The sequence below is a fragment of the Streptomyces sp. NPDC093586 genome, from assembly GCF_044764905.1.
Classification (GTDB): domain Bacteria; phylum Actinomycetota; class Actinomycetes; order Streptomycetales; family Streptomycetaceae; genus Streptomyces.
In genome coordinates this window covers 42,557-60,796 of the sequence record NZ_JBIWJA010000043.1, presented here as the reverse complement: position 1 = coordinate 60,796, position 18,240 = coordinate 42,557, and the positions used below count along the sequence as shown (strand labels likewise).

Genomic DNA, 18,240 nt, shown 5'->3' with positions numbered 1-18,240 from the left:
AGCACCTGGACGATCAACCCAGCAACCGCATAGACCAAGGGGCCGCCCGGCCTACGGCCGGACAGCCCCCACCAAGATCTTCATGAGTCTTCTAGCCCGCGGCGAAGGCGTCCTCGACCTGGTCCAGCCGGTCCGTCCACCAGTGCAGCAGCGCCTCGTCCGCGGTGAACAGCTCATCGAAGGAGAGGTCACCGCGGTCGTAGTGGAACTCCAGTTGCCAGAAGTCCGTCATCCGCTTCCACCACAGCCGCCGGACACCGTCCACCAGCGCAGACGGCTCCAGCGGCACCACCGACCGATACCCCTCGACGAACGCCGAGACCCGCGCGAGGTCGAACACCCCTCCCACCCCGAACTGCACCTGCGCCGTCCGTACGACCTCTTCCGCATACGGACGCACCGCGACCCGGTCCCAGTCCAGGATGGCGGCAAGTTCCCCGCCTTCCCAGAGCAGATTGCGGTACTGCACGTCACCGTGCGTCCACCCGTGACCACCCTCAGGCGTCACGGATCGCGGACGGTGATCGGCGTGTTTGAAGATGAGGGCCTTCCGGTGGTCCAAGGCGGCAGCGGCCGCTTGGTCGAAGTCGCTGCCGGTGCCCTTGTCGCGTACGGCTACGAACAGCCGCTCGGCCTTCTCCACCGCCCGCTCCGGCGACGTGACGTCCGCGGTGATCGTCTCCGGCACCCCGGGTAGCAGCCCTCGACCGCAAGCGCTGCCCAGGCTCAGGTGCAGGCGCCCCAGGTGCGCGCCCAGCGCACTCACCCGGGCCGGGCTGAGGTCGACACCTCGGACATGTGAGCCGGCCACCCACGGGAACAGGCACCAGGCGCCACCTCCGACCTGCGCCACCAGCGATCCCGAGACCGTGGGTACTGGGGCGCTCACCGGGACTCCGTCGGCGGCGAGGGCTGCCAGCGCCCGGAGATTGCGCTGCAACCGCTCCAGGGAGACGTCCGTGACCCGCTTCAAAGCGAACTGTCCGGCCGGGGTGTCCAGCCTCCAGTTCGCATTCATCAGCCCATCGGCGAGATAGCGACGCTCCCACACGCCTCCGAGATCGAAGGCATCGATCAACTCTGAGAGCGCACTGTCGGGGATATCGCTTCGGACCGCCACGGTGGCATCAATCACGCCACGGACGATACGCGAGCCCACCCCACCCGAGCACAACGATCACCGGGCGCCTGCCCCGCTTCCCAGGAGCCCCTGCCCAGCCTTCAATAAAGCCGGCTCCCGAGCTTCCATCGGTGATCACTCGGCTGATCAACTCCGCAGAGGCCGCCCACGTCGGCGGCACCCGTTGACAACGAACACGGCATCGCACACCACTGGCGGTCCCGGCTTCTCCCCAACGTTGAAGTCGTCCCCACAGGCACGACCTCGGCCGACACCGACCGCGTACGGTTCCCACTCGTGCGCTGAGTACTCGCTCCCTCGGATGGCACGCCGCTTGGCAGCCGAGCTCACTGGTGGACGGCGACGCCCTCGCGGGGCTGCCCCTGCGCGAGTCACGCAAGATCCCTACGGCTCTCTCCGTCGCCGTTCAGTCCCAAATCGACAGAATGCACTCCGCCGTAGCGACCGGAAAACACCAACTTGCCCTGCGCGACCGTAGGCTGTCCCCGTTCCCCCTCTTCCCACAGGTGGCATGGGGTCGAACCGAGCCGAACGCCCGTACCCAAATCGAGCGCAATAAGTCGCCCGCCGCGGTGGGCCACGTACACGATGTCCTCAACCACGATGGGGGCAGTCGTGAAATCTCCCCGTTCCTTGAAGCACCACCGTTCGGTGCCAGTTGCTGCGTCAAGGGCAGTCAGCACGTGCGGCGCGCTTACCACGAGCACAAGGTCCCTTGCGGCAACCGGAGCGAGGGGCGTGCGCTGCTGGGTTCTATAGCTCCAACGGCACCGACGAGGTACGGAACCGTACGTCTGAAGAATGCCAGAACGACCCAGCGCGTGACCCGCCGAACTCGATGCGACAGGTGGAAAAGCCACGTCGTCGGCCAGTTTCCATCGTCTGGACTCTTCGCCACTAGTGGGATGGACGGCCACCAAGTACTGGGCCGATTTGACCTCCTCCAAGAGGTAGAGCATCTGGTCTGAAGCAGCCCAGTGCGGCAAAAGCGAACCCCGCGGTTCGTAGACCCAGCGCTGCTCTCCGTCGCTCGGGTCCAGGGCCAGGGCACAGCCCTTCGATCGCTGAGTAGCGCTGCCGTGATCAGCGGGAGGCCCTGCAAGGACGATCAGGCTGCCGGCTGCAATGCGTGTTTGGGTGAGAATAGGGTGCCCCGGGAGAAGAGTCGGCCCACGCTGGGCCCCGCTTCGGGGGTCAAGGGCGAAGAGTCCTCCATCTTGACCAGGCGCATACAACACACCCTCAACGAAGGCCATCCTCGCAGGGTCGACGCGCAGTCGGACTTCCCAACGAGGTCTGAAAGTCGGCAGATTCAGCGCCTTCAAGCGATCAGGTACGGCAGGGAGGAAGAGAGCCTGGTCTCCGGCTACGGGCACATGCGGGAAGAGAGTCCTGATCCCGCCCATCTGCCTCTTGCCAGTGCGGCCGTCGATCAGCGTCAGCCGGTAGTGGTCCCAAATGATGAACCACCCCTGCGTCCAAACGGGATGGTGCGCCTGGTCGGTGAACGAGAGGTCCTTCCAGCCGGCCGTCAGTCGCACTCGCCGCGCCTTCGATGGCTTCACCGTCGGCCCATCGCTATCGGCGGGCGTGCGTTCCTCGTCAGGAGTCCCCATCACGCGGGCATAGGCATCGATCTCGGCGACGAACTGCTCGACCGTCTCTGTTGACAGTTCAGCGCCGAAGGGAACCTTCACATAACGAGGCGGCTTAGGAGCTGCCCTCAGAACCTTCGTCAGATTCACCCAGAACAGCCGTCCGGCCTCCATGTCGTAGATGACCCCAATAACAGGGATCGGGCGGGTGGACCAGTCGCCTGCGTGGCTCCCCACGGGAATCGCGTAGCCGCTGGCACGCCGGTATTTACTCGACCGCCCGCCAGCAGTCTTCACCTGCACCGCGATCATGCGGCCGGTCCGCTTCCGGCCCCGGGTGAAGTCAACGATCAGGTCCTCGCCCATATCGGCGCTGCCGTCGACCGTGTGCACGACATGATCAAGATTTTCCAGCAGCGTCCGCAGGGCATTCACCCCAGCAAGCTCGATCCGGCGAGTAGGTGGGACAGTAGCCACGTATCTCCCTGCGCAGTGGAACGGCAATCGACTGTAGCGCCATGTGAGGGAGCGGGCCCCCACGGGCGCCAACCCCGAGCCCCGTGGCCCACCACCAAACCAGACGACACCGCCCTCTGGCCTCGGGAAGCATCCGCGCACCCGGCTGCCGCCGCTTCCTTGTCAGCGGGGGTGGGTACAGTTCTCGCCAAACTGGAGACCAAGGGGGAGGCATGGCCATCGGCCACAACCAATACGAATCACTCATGACGCGGCTGAGGGAAGAGATCCCGGGCCTGGCAGATCAGCTGGACGAAGAGGTCCGGCATGGCCGCGTTGTCTCCGCGCAGGACCACCTTCAGGAGGAGGGGCAGTACTACGAGCGGGCAAGCCGTCTTGCTGCGACCAAGCTGCCGGCCCTCGGGCAGGGCGACATCGCTGTTATCCCGTACACAGGTGAGGAACGTCTCCAACTTGTCCGTGAAGCAGTGCTGACTCTGGCCGAGACGATGTATGCCACGCGAAAGTCTGTGCTGGACGCCGTCAGGGAACGAGGAATGGGCTCGAGAATTGAATTTGGAGATCCAGAGCTGGAGGTCCCGTCTCAGCTCGATCTGCAGAGTGAGACTGCACAGGCGTGGGCCGCACTCCAGACGGTGCGCGAGCTGCTTGCGGACGGCCAGGATACGTACTCGGAGGCCCTCCAGTGAGCAAAGCCAACCTCGTGCAGGCCATCGAGAAAGCGATCGGCGCTTTGGAGCCGGTCTACCGCAACAGCGCCGACGAGTCTGATCTCTACGAGGCGTCTCTGATGGTGCTATGCCTTGACGCCGTGAAAGATGTGGGAGGAACCACACTCCTCACGCAGGACGGCTCGAACCCGGCCTCCGCGCTCCGCTTCCGGAGGTCGCCGGGCAACCTCTGGACCGGCGCCTTTACATACGGCCTGGTCAGCCTCCCCGGCACCCAAAAGCGGCTCGAGATTCATCTGGGCGTGTACGTCGCCGGCCGATCAAAGGTCGCGCACGAGTGTGACGTAGCGATCATCGATCAGCGAGAGGCTGAACGTAGTCGGCTGGCCGGGGTGCACCCTAGGAGCCACAAGCTCGTCGCCGCGATCGAGGCCAAGCATTACGCCACGTCACCGGGGCTGGGTGTCGGTCGCAGCTTCCTCGGCCTGGCCCAGGAACTAGGGCAGGACAACTGCTCGCTGGTGTATCCGTCACGAAGTTCCACCAACCTCGCGGCACTCATAGCTCACCGTAGGAGCGAGGCGTACGAGCAGCTCCTGCCCGGCGCGCCAGCGGCAGCACGGTTGCGCGCACACCTCGATCAAGCGATCCGCAAGTGGAAGGCCCGCCAGATCTGAGGATTGGCCGCGTAGCGCCGTGGCGAGGTACTGGACCTGCCACGGCGCTCAGACGCTTGGATCCCACCTGGCGCAGAGCTCATCGCTACTCCTATACCCCAGCTGGTTCCCCGTAAGAGCCTTCTCCCCCCCTCCCACTCCGTGGAGCAGATCCGCGCCAGATCCAGCACCCGCTCCGGCACTCCGCGACTTCGTCCAGCCCCTCCTGTTCGGTCATGCTCCGCCCCTCCCAGGTCAGTCCCCACGATCACTGCTGGACGCAAGTCGGTGACGGGCCCACTTCGCCGGAGGGCATCCACTGCTCCAGCACCTCGTGTACCGCCGCACCTGCGTAAACTTGCTTACGCAAAGTGCCGCACGACCACGGTCCAGACACCACCGCCGCTCAGCGTGGGAGAAATCTGGGAGATGATCTTCTCTCACGGACCTAGCGAAGCCAACCAAAACCACCCCGCCCCAAGCCTCCGACCAGGGCGGATTCCCTCCAGGCCCGGTAATGATCTTGCCCGAACCTCATTCGGGACGAAGAGGTCGTGGGTTCAAATCCCGCCACCCCGACAGAGAAACACCAGGTGAGGCACCTACGGATTTTCGTAGGTGCCTCACCTGTTTCGTCTGCGTGTCCACGGCGTCGGCTTCCCCGGCGCCCTCACCGGCGTCCCGCGGCCCGGCCGGACGGCTGGCAGACTTGCCGCCTGCCGTGGGGGCTTCGGACGGGGGCGTGGTGAGCGGGCGTACGAGAGGGTGGCTGGTCGGCGGTTGGCTCGTGCTGGTCGTCGCCGGCTGGTCGTTCACGGAGTCGGTCGACGACGGGATCGAGCCGACGTCGGGTCCCCGGCCGAAACCGTCGTCCTCGAGTTCTTCTTCGGGGTGCTCGACGCCGACGCCGTCGGACGACCCGGGTCGCAGCGTCACCGACTACACCGGCACGGATCCTGATGTCGTTGCCACGGCGATCGTCTGCAAGTCGTCAGGTTGACACCGCGTCTCCGGCGAGACGTACAACCCCTCGTCCTCGCAGCAGCGGTGGATGTCCGACCGCGTGATCACGGCGCCGCCTCGGCCCGGGCGGAGGCGAGCGCCGGTGTCCTGCCGGCAGGCCGCGTCCGGGGGCGATCGTGGAGCAGTGCCGGGCCATGTCAGGATGCACGGAAGATGACCGGCCCTGGGGAGGGGCCGGGTGCGTGAGGAGGGTGGGGCCCGTCGTGGGCAAGGGTGAGGGGTCCATACCGGACGAGGAGTGGGAGCGCTTCCTCCGCGAAGCCGAGGCGGGGACCGCGGGCGCGCCCGAGGAACCGTCGGCTCGGGCCCGGATGGTGGCGCAGCGGCTGCGGGAGGAGGGCAGCCCTCCCGAGCCGTGGCGGAGTCACCGACCGGCCCGGCGGCGAGGGGGTAAGGGCTGGTACGCGATCGGTCTGCTGGTCGCGCTCGCCCTGCTGGTCGTGGCGCTGGCTCCGGGGCGGGTGGCCGGCTGGTTCGGAGGCGGGGACGACGGCGGCGGGAATGCGCCGCTCGCCGTGGAGTCGGAGCGTCCGGATCAACCGCCGCCGACGGAAGCGGCAGCTCGACGTCCGACCCTGGAGCAGCCGTTCCGGGGGTCGCCCGCGGCGCAGTGGGGTGACGGGACGGCCGGGATCGGCCTGCCCGAGGCACGGGCGACCGGGTGGATGAGCAAGGAACAGGTCGCGCAGGCGCTCGAGAAGTCCCGGGACTTCCTCGCCGCGTCCAGTCTGGATCCCGGCGTGCTGCGCGGGGAGCGGCCGGAGAAGGCGATCGCGTTGCTCAATCCCCACCAGCAGGATGTCCAGGACTACCTGGCGGCCGCGTTCCGTGCGCCCAGCCGGGAGAACGACCCTCTGCTGCTGTTCAGCCGGTTCGAGAAGGCGAAGGTCCGGCTCGTCGGGGACGTGGTCAAGACACGGGGGCGGATCACGTACCGGGAGGGCAAGCGGGGTGCGGTCGAGGTGACCACCGACGTCACGTACGTGTATCCGGTCGTACGCGCCGCGGCGGGCAGCGAGGAAGTCGTGCGCACCATCGTGCGTCGTGAGGTCGTGATGAGCTGGGACGACCCGGCGAAGGTCGTCATCGAGCCGGGCACGTTCTCCCTCGTCTCCTACAAGGTGGACACCACCAACGGCGGCTGCGGCACCTTCACCGGCTACCTCACCCCCGAGTTCGGCGCGGAACGCACGGCCTCACCCACGGGAGACGGTCCCGAAGTCGACCCGTACGACCGGAGCACGTCGATGGAGACGCGTATGCGGGAGGCCGGCGACGCGGGGTGCGGGACCGCCACACGGTCGTGAACGCCGGTCCGGGTTCTCCGGTGGGCAGGGCCGTACGGAAAGGGGACTGCCCATCGGGTGCCGGTGAGCCTAAGCTCGGCTCATGAGCTTGAGGTGGCAGAACGTGATCGTTCACTCGGCGGATCCGGCGGGGCTGGGGCGGTGGTGGGCCGAGGCTCTCGGGTGGGTCGTCGTCCACACCTCCGACGTGGAGTTCGCGATCCGTCCGGAGCCGGACCGGGCGCCGGGGCTGGAGTTCGTCCTGCTGGACGAGCCCAAGAAGGCCAAGAGCCGACTGCACCTCGACTTCGTGCCGGACGACCAGGACGCCGAGGTGGCCCGTCTCGTGGCTCTCGGCGCGCGGCGCGTCGACATCGGCCAGGGCGATCAGCCGTGGGTCGTCCTGGCCGACCCCGAGGGCAACGAGTTCTGCGTTCTCGGCCGACGGCAGTCGTAGGACACCCCCGCAGGGCGCCCCATCGGCCAAGTGAGTCCCGTCAGCAGCCGGTTGGCGGGTCCGCCGGTGCCGCTGACGTGTCCAGCTCCGCCCAGACCGTCTTGCCCACCGGGTCCCGGGGCTCCGTGCCCCAGCGGGCGGAGAGCAGGTCCACCAGGAACAGGCCCCGGCCCGACTCCCCCTCCGGCGGCGACGTCGGCGGGCTCTCCGGGGGACGTTTCGCGGTCGCCGCGTCCGCCACCTCGATGCGGAGCGTGTCCGCCGCCTCGTGCAGGCCGAGTCCGAGGCTGAAGTCGTGGCCCGGTACGCGGCCGTGCCGCACGGCGTTCGCCGCCAGTTCGCCCACGACCAGGGCCATCGTGCACGACACGTCGGAATCCGGTGGGTAGCCCCACTCCTCCAGGCACCGCACGGCCAGGTGGCGGGCGAGTCTGGCGCCGAGCGGCGACGAGGCGAACTGCCTTCTGAACGAGCGCGGTTCGCCGGGAGCAGCGGCGCCCGGGTCGTCCGGTGAAGTGGTCGTTCCTGTCAGCACGGTCGGCACGTCCTTCTCTGTCGGGCTGAGCGGTGGCGCGTATCGCGCACGCGTCGTCACGTTCCGCGTTCAAGAGTCGTCCTGTCGGCCTACGCTCGAAAGGTGACACAGCCTTACCTTTCGGCTCGTAAGGAACGGAAGTGACGCCTTGGCCAACGCAATTGATCCGAGCGCGTCCATGGCCGCGCTCTTCGGCGCGCGCGTACGCAGGCTGCGTACGGCAGCCGGTATGACCCAGGCCGAGCTCGGCGAGAAGACCCACGTCGTGAGCACCCGGATCACCCAGATCGAACGGGCCTCCGGCGCCAAGCCCACGCTGGAGCTCGCGCGTGCGCTCGACGCCGTCCTCGGTGCGGACAACCTCCTCGTGGAGCTGTGGCCGTACGTGTACCGGGAGGCGTTTCCGGATTGGTCGCGAAAGTTCATGGCCTACTCGGAGCAGGCGGTGTCCATCAGGCAGTACGCGGCCCACGTGGTGCCCGGACTGTTGCAGACCGAGGACTATGCGCGGGCGGTCCTCAGCCTCGACGCACTGCTCGACAACGAGGAGGAACTGGAGGAGAGGGTCGCTGCCCGCATGGGGCGGCAGGAGCGGATCAGTACTCCCGGACGGCCCGAGCTGTGCGTCATCCTGGACGAGGCGGTACTGAGACGTCCGATCGGCGGGCGTGACGTGACACAGAGGCAGTTGGAACGCCTGCTGGACGCTACGACCGACCGACGCATCACGGTCCAGGTACTGCCGTTCGACCAGGGCGGACATGAAGCGATGGGTGGGTCGCTGACCCTCCTCACCCTCCCGGACGGCTCGGAAGTGGCCTACACGGAAGGGTCCGACTACGGCCAACTCATCGAAGAACCGGCCAAGGTCAGTCGCTACAAGGTGATTTACGATCGGCTACGGGCGGCAGCCCTGCCTCCTCTCATGTCGCTCGACATGATCCGGTCCATGACGGAGGACAACCACCGTGCCTCGAATGTCCCGTCCCGATCCGAGCGGCGCCGCCTGGCGCAGGAGCAGCTACAGCAATCAAGCAGGGGGCGACTGCGTGGAGGTCGCCGACGGGGTTCCGTCCCTCGTCCCCGTCCGTGACAGCAAGCGTCCGTACGGGCCCGTCGTGGCCTTCCGGGCGAGTGCGTGGGTCGCTTTCCTGGGCGAGCTGAAGGCCGGGCGGCACCGCCCCTGAGCCCACCGGGCACCGGTCCGTCGGCGCCTCGTCCGCGAGGGGCCGACGGATTCCTCACGCACGGGTTGCATGAACATGCGCTGTGATGCATACTTTTTCCATGTCCAAAGTCCTCACCTCCCTGCCCACCGGTGAGCGCGTCGGTATCGCCTTCTCCGGCGGCCTCGACACCTCCGTCGCGGTCGCGTGGATGCGCGACAAGGGCGCCGTGCCGTGCACCTACACCGCTGACATCGGTCAGTACGACGAGCCCGACATCGCCTCGGTGCCCGGCCGCGCGAAGACCTACGGCGCCGAGATCGCGCGCCTGGTCGACTGCCGTGCGGCACTGGTCGAGGAGGGGCTGGCCGCGCTGACCTGCGGCGCGTTCCACATCCGTTCGGGCGGGCGGGCGTACTTCAACACCACGCCGCTCGGCCGCGCCGTCACCGGCACGCTGCTGGTGCGGGCCATGCTGGAGGACGACGTCCAGATCTGGGGCGACGGCTCGACCTTCAAGGGCAACGACATCGAGCGGTTCTACCGCTACGGCCTGCTCGCCAACCCGCACCTGCGGATCTACAAGCCCTGGCTGGACGCGGACTTCGTGACCGAGCTGGGCGGCCGCAAGGAGATGTCGGAGTGGCTGCTCGCCCACGGCCTGCCCTACCGGGACAGCACCGAGAAGGCGTACTCCACCGACGCCAACATCTGGGGCGCCACCCACGAGGCCAAGACCCTGGAGCACCTCGACACCGGCGTGGAGACCGTGGAGCCCATCATGGGCGTGCGGTTCTGGGACCCGTCGGTCGAGATCGCCGCCGAGGACGTGACCATCGGCTTCGACCAGGGCCGCCCGGTGACGGTCAACGGCAAGGAGTTCGCCTCCCCCGTCGACCTGGTGATGGAGGCCAACGCCATCGGCGGCCGTCACGGCATGGGCATGTCCGACCAGATCGAGAACCGGATCATCGAGGCCAAGAGCCGCGGCATCTACGAGGCGCCCGGCATGGCCCTGCTGCACGCGGCGTACGAGCGCCTCGTCAACGCGATCCACAACGAGGACACCCTCGCCCAGTACCACACCGAGGGCCGGCGGCTCGGCCGGCTGATGTACGAGGGCCGCTGGCTGGACCCGCAGGCGCTGATGATCCGCGAGTCGCTGCAGCGCTGGGTCGGCTCGGCCGTCACCGGCGAGGTCACGCTGCGGCTGCGGCGCGGTGAGGACTACTCGATCCTCGACACCACGGGCCCGGCGTTCAGCTACCACCCGGACAAGCTGTCGATGGAGCGCACCGAGGACTCCGCGTTCGGCCCGGTGGACCGGATCGGCCAGCTCACCATGCGCAACCTCGACATCGCCGACTCGCGCGCCAAGCTGGAGCAGTACGCCGGTCTCGGTCTGATCGGCACCGGCGGCCCCGCCATCGGTGCCGCCCAGGCGGCGGCGACCGGGCTGATCGGCGCCATGCCCGAGGGCGGCGCCGAGGCCATCGCCTCCCGCGGCGAGGTCTCCGGCGAGGACGAACTGCTGGACCGCGCCGCGATGGAGTCCGGCACGGACTGACCGGCCCACGGCCCAGGGACCACGGACGAGGGGCCGGTCCGACGCCTCGGCGTCGGACCGGCCCCTCGTCGTCGCCCGCCGCCTCGGCTCGCCTGCCGCATCACGACCTCTCCCGAGCCGCGGATGAGCGCTACGCTCGAAGAATGGGCAGAGAGCAGCATGAGAGCGGGCCGCGAGGCGTGCTGATGTGCCCGGCCTGCAAGAAGCGCGTGGACAGCATCGTCCGAGGACGGCACAAGACGCTCGGGATCTACGTGCCGGTATGGGGCCCAGGGGCCTGCCACAACCCCGACTGCCCCGAGTACGTGGAGGCTCCCGAACCCACCAGGGCTCCGGACACCCGCACCGGCTGACCGCACCACGGTCTCCTGAGCCCTCCCGGACAGGTGGTGGGCGGGGGCCTCCCGGGCGCAGTCCGGGAAAGGATCTCTTGCCCACAGGCACCTCCGGAAGGACCCGCCCCGTGATCATCTTCGGCACCAAGGGATACCTCTACCAGCTCGCGATGCTCACGCTGGTCTGCCGCTCCTGCGGCACCCCCTCCGCGCACGCGCTCAGGAAGCGCGTCGTCAAGTTCACCCTGTTCTTCGTGCCGCTGTTCCCCTTCTCCACGAAGTACACGCTCCAGTGCACCTTCTGCGGCACCGAGCAGCAGGTTGCCGGGGAACAGGCCGAGCAACTCCTGGCGCAGGCCGCGGGTGGCCAGGGCGGACCGGCGTACGGACAGCCCCAGCGGCCCCAGCAGCCGTACCGGTCCTAGGCCGTGCAGCGAAAGTGTCTCCTGGGTGGTGATGACCACGGTTCATGGGACGGGGAGATCTCACGGACGAGCAGTGGGCAGCGCTGGAGCCACTGTCACCGAAGGGTGCCAGGGCGGGGCGGCCGCCCGTCCGGCCTCGGCGGCAACTGACCGACGGCATACGGTTCCGGGTCCGCACCGGAGTTCCGTGGCGAGACATCCCGGTCGAATACGGGCCGTGGACCCGGGCCTACGACCCGTTCCGCCGATGGCAGCGGAACGGCACGTGGCACCGGATCCTCACCCGGCTCCGGTCCCTGGCCGATGCGAAGGGTGCGATCACGTGGGATCTGAGCGTCGACTCCACGGTGTGCCGAGCCCATCAGCATGCGGCTGGGGCTCGCAAGCAGGGTGACCTGCAGAAGGAAGCACCGGGCGGCGTGTTCACCGAGCCGAATGATCACGGACTGGGACGCTCGCGCGGCGGATTCACCACCAAGCTGCACCTGGCGGTCGAGCAGGGCCAGAAGCCCACGTCGCTCGTGGTGACGGCCGGGCAGCGCGGCGACTCGCCACAGTCCGACCTCGTGCCGGCAAAGGTCCGCGTGCCCCGCATCGGACCGGGTCGGCCACGCGTCCGCCCTGAGCGCGTTCGGCCGACAGGGCTTACGCCTCCCGCAGGAACCGCGCCTACCTGCGCCGCCGAGGGATCCGATGCGCCATTCCCGACAAGGCCGGCCAGGCACGCAACCGCCAGAAGCTCGGCTCCCGCGGTGGCCGGCCGCCGCGTTTCGACCCGTCCGACCACCGCGAGCGCCACGCTGCCGAGTGCGGGATCAACCGCCTCAAGAGACATCGCGCGGTCGCCACGAGATACGAAAAGCTTGCCGTCCGCTACGAGGCCGTGGTGCTGGTCGCAGCCATCGGAAAGTGGCTGCGACCAGCACCTTCGCGACACCTGGCAGCCTGCCCCTCGCCGGACACCTCCCACCCTGGCCAAGCGACCTACCCGCAGCGCGGACGTGGCGTCCGCCGAAGGGCGGCTCACGCTTGCCGGCTCAGGCGAGGTGCTTGCTGAAGAACTCGACCAGCTTGGCGACGGCAGGAGTCACGTACTGGTCGCGGTCGTACAGATCGACGTGGGTGGCGCCGTCGACGAGGAACAGCTCGGCGTTGCCGGGGCTGTCGGCGACGGCCTTCTCCGAGAACCCGCGGGTCACCGCCTCGGTGCCGGCGATCATGAGCAGCGGGCGAGGCGCGATCTTGGCGACGTCGGCGAAGGAATCGAACTGGTCGAGGAGATCCGCGCTGCGCACGACCACGTCTCCCGTGGAACGCGGGTGCCTGCCGCGGGGCGTCTTGTAGTAGTCGACGAACTCGGCGACCGGGGCGGGGGTCTCGGCATCGGCCTTCTCCGGCAGCACAGCAAACGTTGCCGCGGGCTCGCCGGCGGCCTCGGCGCTGCGCAGGTTCCCGGAGTTCGCCACCATCTGCTGCCAGCCCTCGGGGTCGGCGCCGCGGAAGAAGCTGGGAACGTCGGTCCCGGAGACGCCTGCCACGGCCTTCATGCGGTGGTCCGTCTGGGCGGCGTAGGGCGCGTAGGCGCCCGAGCCGCACACGCCCATCACGCCGATGCGCTCCGGATCGATCTCGGGACGCGTGGTGAGGTAGGAGACCGCCGCGCGGAAGTCCTCGGCGCGCTGGAAGGGGTCCTCCAGGCCGCGGGGCATGCCCTCGGACTCGCCCTGGAAGGCGGCGTCGAAGGTCAGGACGGCGAACCCTTCCTCGACCAGGCGCGTGGCGTACACCGCCGGTGACTGCTCCTTGACCCCGGTCGTCTGGTGGCCGATGACAATGGCGGCGAGCGGGCCGTCGCTGTCCTCGGGAAGGTAGAGGTGGCCGGCGAGCTGCAGGCCGTTGGTCGGGAATCGGACGTCAGTCCTCATTTTCTGCTCCTGGGGGATCAGCGCCGGCCGGCGATCTGCGGGCCTGTATCCACTGTCCAGCCGACGGCCGAGGCTCGGGAAGGTCGGGCTGCTTCCTAGGAAGGATCTCTCCCAGGCAGAGCCTTCCCCTCGGTGCCATGCTGGAGGAGTGACGGATTCCGCGCACCTTCGTGAGCTCGGTGAGTTCCTCAAGCATCGCCGTGGTGAGCTCACACCGGCGCAGGTCGGGCTTCCCGAGCGCACGCACACCCAGCGCCGTGTGCGGGGGCTGCGCCGTGAGGAAGTGGCTGAGCTCGCCGCGATCAGTACCGACTACTACGTACGCATCGAGCAGGGCCGACTGGCACCGTCGCCACCGGTGCTCGAGTCCCTCTCGCGGGAGCTGCGGCTGAACGGCGACCAGCGGACGTACGTGGAAGGGCTGGTCGACCAGGCCGCGCGGGCCGGTCACCGCAAGACGCCGCGTCGGTCCCCTCGCCCCAAAGTGCACCCGCACCTGACCCGGCTGCTCGGCCAGCTCACCAGTACGCCCGCCATCGTCTTCGGCCCACGTCTTGACATCCTCGCGTGGAACCCATTGGCAGCACAGCTGCTGTGCGACTTCGCGGCGGTGCCCGAGTCCGAGCGCAACTACGTCCGCATGGTCTTCACCGACCCGGTGATGCGCGGAATCTATCCGGAGTGGGAAGACGTGGCCCGCACGTGCGTCGAAGTCCTGCGGATGGAAGCCGGAACGAGCCCGACCGATCCAGCCCTTACGGCTCTTGTGGGCGAGCTGGCCGTGGCCGATCAGCAATTCCGGGTTTGGTGGGCCGAGCACCGCGTCGCGCACCAGGACTTCGGCAGCAAACGCATCACCCACTCCCTCGTCGGCGAACTCACCCTCGACTGGGACACCTTCCGCTACGCCGGTGCACCAGAACAGCAACTCGTGCTCTGGTCGGCCGAACCCGGTACCTCGGACGCGGAACGACTGGCCGATCTGGCCCACGGCACGGCTCAGAGTCCGCAGCCTTCGTGAGCACCACTGCGACTGATCTTTTCGAGGAGCAGCGGACCGTCACCACTTTCGATGCACGGCCCAGCCCGACTCTGTCGGGGATCTTGGAGTTCCTCGGCGCGGCAACATGATCAGCGGGCATGCTCAGGGCTGTGCCAGTAACCGATGCAGTCGTCGAGGTGCCCGTTGCCCCTCTGTCTCCGTTCCGGTGAGCAAGTCCCCTCTCCGACCACGCAGATCGCGCGGGCGAGCAACCCGGACGACACCACAGCGATGTGGGTGAGAGACCGGCTGGACGGGCGAGCTAGTGCCGCGCGCGTTGCCGGTTCTCGGCAGCCGTGACTACCCTCTCGTTGCCGGACGCCGCACACCGGGCGGCACGACCGGCAGGGGAGGCACGCAGTGGGGGAAGCGCAGGAGGCGTATCTGACCGGGTACGCCGAACTGCTCGCGCAGGTCGCCGGCACGGGACGCCGACTGAACCGCGACGAGCTGGAGGAGCGGCGGCGGCTCGGCGAACAGGCCGCGGAACAGGGCCACAGCCTGCGCACCCTCGTCCGGGGACACCTGGACGCCACCCGCGCCCACTGGCCCGGCGGGGCGGGGAGCGCGGGCACGACCGACAGCGTGCTCGCCGCCGTCGGCCAGGCCGTCGACGCCTTCGCCGAAGGGTACGAACGCGCCCAGCGCCTCGCCGTACGGCAGGAGGAGGCCGCGCGGCGGGAGTTCGTCGACGACCTGCTCTACGGGCGCAGCGACCTGGGGCGGCTCGCGGAACGGGCGGAACGTTTCGGGCTGCTGTTGTCCCGGGACCACGCCGTGGCGGTGGCGCAGGGACCGGAGGCGTACGACGACACGGCGCCCGTCACCCGGCTCGTGGAGACCGCGCTCATCTCCCGCTTCGGGGACCGGCGGATCCTGATCACCACCAAGAACGGCCGGCTCATCTGCATCGCACCCGGCGACCAGGACGACGTCCTCGCCTTCTTCGCCAAGCAGGCCTACGCCGCCACGGAGGGCAGCCGGGTGGCCATCGGCCGGCCCCGGTCCGGCGCGGGCGGCGTGGTGCACAGCTACGAGGAGGCGCTGAGCACCCTCGAACTCGCCGACCGCCTGGAACTCGACGAGCCCGTGGTGCGCGCCGCCGACCTGCTGGTCTACCCGGTGCTCACCCGCGACCGGCAGGCCATGGCCGACCTCGTGCTGAGCGTGCTGGGCCCGCTGCGCGGCGCCCGGGGCGGTGCCGAGCCGCTGCTGCGGACCCTGGAGGTGTACTTCGACGCCGGATGCACCGCGGCCGAGGCCGCGCGGCGCCTCGCGCTCAGTGTGCGGGCGCTGACCTACCGGCTGGACCGCATCCACCAGCTGACCGGCGCCAACCCCGCCGACCCCGTGCACCGCTACACCCTGCAGACCGCGGTCATCGGGGCCCGGCTGCTGGGCTGGCCCGCCCAGGAGATCTGAGCGGGCCGGCGACCGTCCGCGCGAGCCGGCTCGCGCCGTGCCGCGAAGTTCAGCGACCGGGCGGGCAGCACGCCCCCCGTGACAGCCGGCCCGGGAGACCGGGCCGTGCGCGCCGTCCCCCTCCCGCCCGTCGCTGAGCTTCGGTGAGACGCATCGTCACATGGGAGGTGACACCCCGTCACTGCCGGGGCCCGGCAAACTTCACGCGTCTTTCATGCCGCCCTCGCGCCCTGGAACCGGCCGGGACGCTCGGGGAGTCTCCTCCGGTGTGGTGAGCGTTCCGAACCAGGTTCCGGCGGGGGGTGCGCCCGGCGACGCGTCCGCGCACATGGTGGTGTGCGGCGACGACGGGCTGGCGCACCGGCTGGCGGCCGAACTGCGCGGGGTCTACGGCGAGCAGGTCACGCTCGTCGTCCCGCCCTCCGTACGCCGGGTGCGCCAGCCTGTGGTGGGCCGGGCCCGCGCGGCCTCGGCGGCGCTGCTGGACCGCTTCAACGCGGCCGTCAACCGGACCGGCAACGGCGACGCGGGCACCCCCGGACGGGAACTGGAGGCCACCGAGGCGACCGAGGACGTACTCGCCGAGGCCGGGGTGGACCGGGCCGCCGCACTCGCCCTCGTCTACGACGACGACGAGACCAACATCCGCGCCGCCCTGACCGCCCGCCGGCTCAACCCGCGGCTGCGCCTGGTCCTGCGCCTGTACAACCGGCGGCTCGGCCAGCACATCGCGTCACTCCTCGACCAGAGCGCCGCACTCGCGGCCGGCGACGGACGCCCCGCCGGGCCGGACGGCGTGGAGGCCTCCACGACCGTGCTCTCCGACGCCGACACGGCGGCGCCCGCCCTCGCGGCGACCGCGCTCGTCGGCACCAGCAAGGTCGTCCAGACGGACGGCCTGCTGCTGCGCGCGGTGGAACGGCGGCCGCCCCGCCCCGGCGAGGTCGCCGACCCCGGGCTGTGCACGCTGGCCCTGCTGTCCGCGACGAGCAACGACCCCGCCGGTGCGGACGGTTCGGAGGGCAGCGGCGAGCAGGGGCCACAACTGCTGCCCGACGCGGCGGCGGTGCGGGCGGCCACCGGCCGCGGCACCGTCGTCCTGGAGCAGGTGTCGTACTCGGGGCCGCCGCTGCCCGCCGGGCGGACCGGGGTCGGGGTGCCGCCGTTCGCCTCGCTGTTCTCGCGGCGGCTGCGGTGGTCGCTGGCCGGACTGGCGGCCTGCGTGGTCGCGCTCGCCGTGGCGCTCATGGTCGTCACCGGCGACCATCCCCTGCACGCGACGTACGTGACGCTGCTCGACCTGTTCGCCATCAACGAGCCCGCGCACAACGAGGACTCCGGGCAGCAGGTTCTCCAACTGCTCGCCGCGTTCGTCGGGTTGCTGCTGCTACCGGTGCTGCTGGCGGCCGTGCTGGAGGCCCTGGGGACCTTCCGCAGCGCCTCCTCGCTGCGCAAACCGCCGCGCGGGCTCGGCGGGCACGTCGTCCTGCTGGGTCTCGGCAAGATCGGCACGCGGGTGCTGACCCGGCTGCGGGAGATGGACATCCCCGTGGTGTGCGTCGAGGCCGACCCGGAGGCACGCGGCATGGCGACCGCCCGGCGGCTGCGGGTGCCGGTGGTGCTCGGGGACGTCACGCAGGAGGGCGTCCTGGAGGCGGCCAAGATCCACCGCGCGCACTCCCTGCTCGCGCTGACCAGCGTGGACACCACGAACCTGGAGGCGGTGCTGTACGGCCGGTCGGTGCGGCCCGACCTGCGCGTGGTGCTGCGCCTGTACGACGACGACTTCGCGACCGCCGTGTACCGCACCCTGCGCGGCGCGCACCCGGGGGCGCTGACCCGCAGCCGCAGCGTGACCCATCTGGCCGCGCCCGCGTTCGCCGGGGCGATGATGGGCCGGCAGATCCTGGGGGCGATCCCCGTGGAACGGCGGGTGCTGCTGTTCGCGGTGGTGCGGGTGGCGGGGCATCCGCAGCTGGAGGGGAAGACGGTCGGGGAGGCCTTCCGGGCGGGGGCGTGGCGGGTGCTGGCGCGGGAGGTCTCCGACGGGGCGGGTGCGGGTTCCGGTTCCGGGGCCGGGGCCGGGGCCGGGGCGGAGGGGGGCCGGGGGGCTCGGTTGGTGTGGGAGCTGCCCGACGCGTATGTCCTGCGGGGTGAGGATCGGGTGGTGCTGGCGGCGACGCGGCGGGGGCTGGCCGAGTTGCTGGGGCGGCGGGCGCGGCACGGGGCGGGGTTGTAGGGACGCCGCCCCTACGACCCCGCCGGGGGCTCCGCCCCTTGGCACCCCGGACTATGCCCACCACCCGACTCGGCCGGCCGAGAGGCCACCCGACAGGCCGACTCGGCCGGCCGAGAAGCCGGCCCACAGGCCGACTCGGGCGGCCCAGGAGCCAGCCCCCGGGCCGGCCCGGACGGGGACGAGAAGCCAAGGGCCTCCCCCGCGCCCGGTGCCGCGGCAGGCGACGTTCGCCCGGTAAGGAGCGGCGTCCGGCGCGTGCTCTGGGGATCCCCCGGCCG

Annotated in this window: 16 protein-coding genes and 1 pseudogene; 13 read left to right on the top strand and 4 right to left on the bottom strand. The window is 69.8% G+C overall.

Annotated elements, in window-relative coordinates:
* Nucleotides 1–91: 91 nt before the first annotated feature.
* Nucleotides 92–1,135: a phosphotransferase gene (locus ACIRFH_RS31305; RefSeq protein ID WP_403528187.1), complete on the bottom strand. Its 1,044-nt coding sequence runs from the start codon at nt 1,133–1,135 to the stop codon at nt 92–94.
* 377 nt (nt 1,136–1,512) lie between these two features.
* Nucleotides 1,513–3,213, bottom strand: coding sequence for a PQQ-binding-like beta-propeller repeat protein (locus ACIRFH_RS31300; protein WP_403528184.1), 1,701 nt, complete (start codon nt 3,211–3,213; stop codon nt 1,513–1,515).
* A gap of 212 nt (nt 3,214–3,425) precedes the next feature.
* Here ACIRFH_RS31300 and ACIRFH_RS31295 point away from each other — a divergent pair, with 212 nt between their 5' ends.
* The 4 genes from ACIRFH_RS31295 to ACIRFH_RS31280 all read left to right on the top strand — a co-directional run bounded on the left by ACIRFH_RS31295 (nt 3,426) and on the right by ACIRFH_RS31280 (nt 7,306).
* Entirely contained in the window at nt 3,426–3,902 is a 477-nt protein-coding gene (locus ACIRFH_RS31295; protein WP_356630575.1) for a hypothetical protein, read from the top strand.
* Complete coding sequence (locus ACIRFH_RS31290; protein WP_403528181.1) at nt 3,899–4,561, top strand: hypothetical protein; 663 nt, start codon at nt 3,899–3,901, stop codon at nt 4,559–4,561. The genes ACIRFH_RS31295 and ACIRFH_RS31290 overlap by 4 nt, the downstream gene beginning before the upstream one ends.
* A gap of 1,205 nt (nt 4,562–5,766) precedes the next feature.
* A complete protein-coding gene (locus tag ACIRFH_RS31285; protein WP_403528178.1) occupies nt 5,767–6,870 on the top strand; it encodes a hypothetical protein in 1,104 nt (367 codons plus the stop codon).
* An 82-nt stretch (nt 6,871–6,952) separates the two neighbouring features.
* The gene (locus ACIRFH_RS31280; protein ID WP_403528175.1) at nt 6,953–7,306 is read left to right on the top strand and encodes a VOC family protein; all 354 of its coding nucleotides are present in this window, start codon (nt 6,953–6,955) and stop codon (nt 7,304–7,306) included.
* A gap of 40 nt (nt 7,307–7,346) precedes the next feature.
* Here ACIRFH_RS31280 and ACIRFH_RS31275 read toward each other — a convergent pair whose 3' ends face one another.
* The gene (locus ACIRFH_RS31275; RefSeq protein ID WP_403528172.1) at nt 7,347–7,841 is read right to left on the bottom strand and encodes an ATP-binding protein; all 495 of its coding nucleotides are present in this window, start codon (nt 7,839–7,841) and stop codon (nt 7,347–7,349) included.
* A gap of 178 nt (nt 7,842–8,019) precedes the next feature.
* Here ACIRFH_RS31275 and ACIRFH_RS31270 point away from each other — a divergent pair, with 178 nt between their 5' ends.
* From ACIRFH_RS31270 to ACIRFH_RS31245, 6 genes and pseudogenes are all read left to right on the top strand, one after another.
* The gene (locus ACIRFH_RS31270) at nt 8,020–8,934 is read left to right on the top strand and encodes a Scr1 family TA system antitoxin-like transcriptional regulator (protein ID WP_403528195.1); all 915 of its coding nucleotides are present in this window, start codon (nt 8,020–8,022) and stop codon (nt 8,932–8,934) included.
* Complete coding sequence (locus ACIRFH_RS31265; RefSeq protein WP_403528170.1) at nt 8,891–9,028, top strand: DUF397 domain-containing protein; 138 nt, start codon at nt 8,891–8,893, stop codon at nt 9,026–9,028. Before ACIRFH_RS31270 ends, ACIRFH_RS31265 begins: the two co-directional genes overlap by 44 nt.
* Before the next feature lie 100 nt (nt 9,029–9,128).
* Nucleotides 9,129–10,574 (top strand): argininosuccinate synthase, encoded by a 1,446-nt coding sequence (gene argG, locus ACIRFH_RS31260; RefSeq protein ID WP_403528168.1) that lies wholly within the window; start codon nt 9,129–9,131, stop codon nt 10,572–10,574.
* Nucleotides 10,575–10,717: 143 nt separating this feature from the next.
* Nucleotides 10,718–10,927 (top strand): hypothetical protein, encoded by a 210-nt coding sequence (locus tag ACIRFH_RS31255; protein WP_403528165.1) that lies wholly within the window; start codon nt 10,718–10,720, stop codon nt 10,925–10,927.
* A 110-nt stretch (nt 10,928–11,037) separates the two neighbouring features.
* The gene (locus ACIRFH_RS31250; protein WP_403528162.1) at nt 11,038–11,334 is read left to right on the top strand and encodes a zinc-ribbon domain-containing protein; all 297 of its coding nucleotides are present in this window, start codon (nt 11,038–11,040) and stop codon (nt 11,332–11,334) included.
* A gap of 44 nt (nt 11,335–11,378) precedes the next feature.
* Nucleotides 11,379–12,253, top strand: a pseudogene (locus ACIRFH_RS31245) (IS5 family transposase); the annotation flags it as partial.
* Between the two features lie 118 nt (nt 12,254–12,371).
* Here the strand turns inward: ACIRFH_RS31245 and ACIRFH_RS31240 are convergent.
* Nucleotides 12,372–13,259, bottom strand: a complete 888-nt coding sequence (locus ACIRFH_RS31240) for an alpha/beta hydrolase (protein ID WP_403528159.1) — start codon at nt 13,257–13,259, stop codon at nt 12,372–12,374.
* Between the two features lie 148 nt (nt 13,260–13,407).
* Between ACIRFH_RS31240 and ACIRFH_RS31235 the strand changes: the two genes are divergently transcribed.
* The 3 genes from ACIRFH_RS31235 (at nt 13,408) to ACIRFH_RS31225 (ending at nt 17,962) form a co-directional block, all read left to right on the top strand.
* On the top strand, nt 13,408–14,280 hold the full coding sequence (locus tag ACIRFH_RS31235) for a helix-turn-helix domain-containing protein (RefSeq protein ID WP_403528156.1): 873 nt from the start codon (nt 13,408–13,410) through the stop codon (nt 14,278–14,280).
* Nucleotides 14,281–14,661: 381 nt separating this feature from the next.
* Nucleotides 14,662–15,723, top strand: coding sequence for a PucR family transcriptional regulator (locus ACIRFH_RS31230; protein ID WP_403528154.1), 1,062 nt, complete (start codon nt 14,662–14,664; stop codon nt 15,721–15,723).
* 328 nt (nt 15,724–16,051) lie between these two features.
* A complete protein-coding gene (locus tag ACIRFH_RS31225; protein ID WP_403528192.1) occupies nt 16,052–17,962 on the top strand; it encodes an NAD-binding protein in 1,911 nt (636 codons plus the stop codon).
* The last annotated feature ends 278 nt before the right edge of the window (nt 17,963–18,240 follow it).

Coding starts and splice junctions, on each gene's coding strand:
- ACIRFH_RS31270 (WP_403528195.1), top strand. CDS start 8,020: ATGGCCGCGCTCTTCGGCGCGCGCGTACGCAGGCTGCGTACGGCAGCC.
- ACIRFH_RS31225 (WP_403528192.1), top strand. CDS start 16,052: ATGGTGGTGTGCGGCGACGACGGGCTGGCGCACCGGCTGGCGGCCGAA.
- ACIRFH_RS31255 (WP_403528165.1), top strand. CDS start 10,718: ATGGGCAGAGAGCAGCATGAGAGCGGGCCGCGAGGCGTGCTGATGTGC.
- ACIRFH_RS31280 (WP_403528175.1), top strand. CDS start 6,953: ATGAGCTTGAGGTGGCAGAACGTGATCGTTCACTCGGCGGATCCGGCG.
- ACIRFH_RS31240 (WP_403528159.1), bottom strand. CDS start 13,259: ATGAGGACTGACGTCCGATTCCCGACCAACGGCCTGCAGCTCGCCGGC.
- ACIRFH_RS31295 (WP_356630575.1), top strand. CDS start 3,426: ATGGCCATCGGCCACAACCAATACGAATCACTCATGACGCGGCTGAGG.
- argG (WP_403528168.1), top strand. CDS start 9,129: ATGTCCAAAGTCCTCACCTCCCTGCCCACCGGTGAGCGCGTCGGTATC.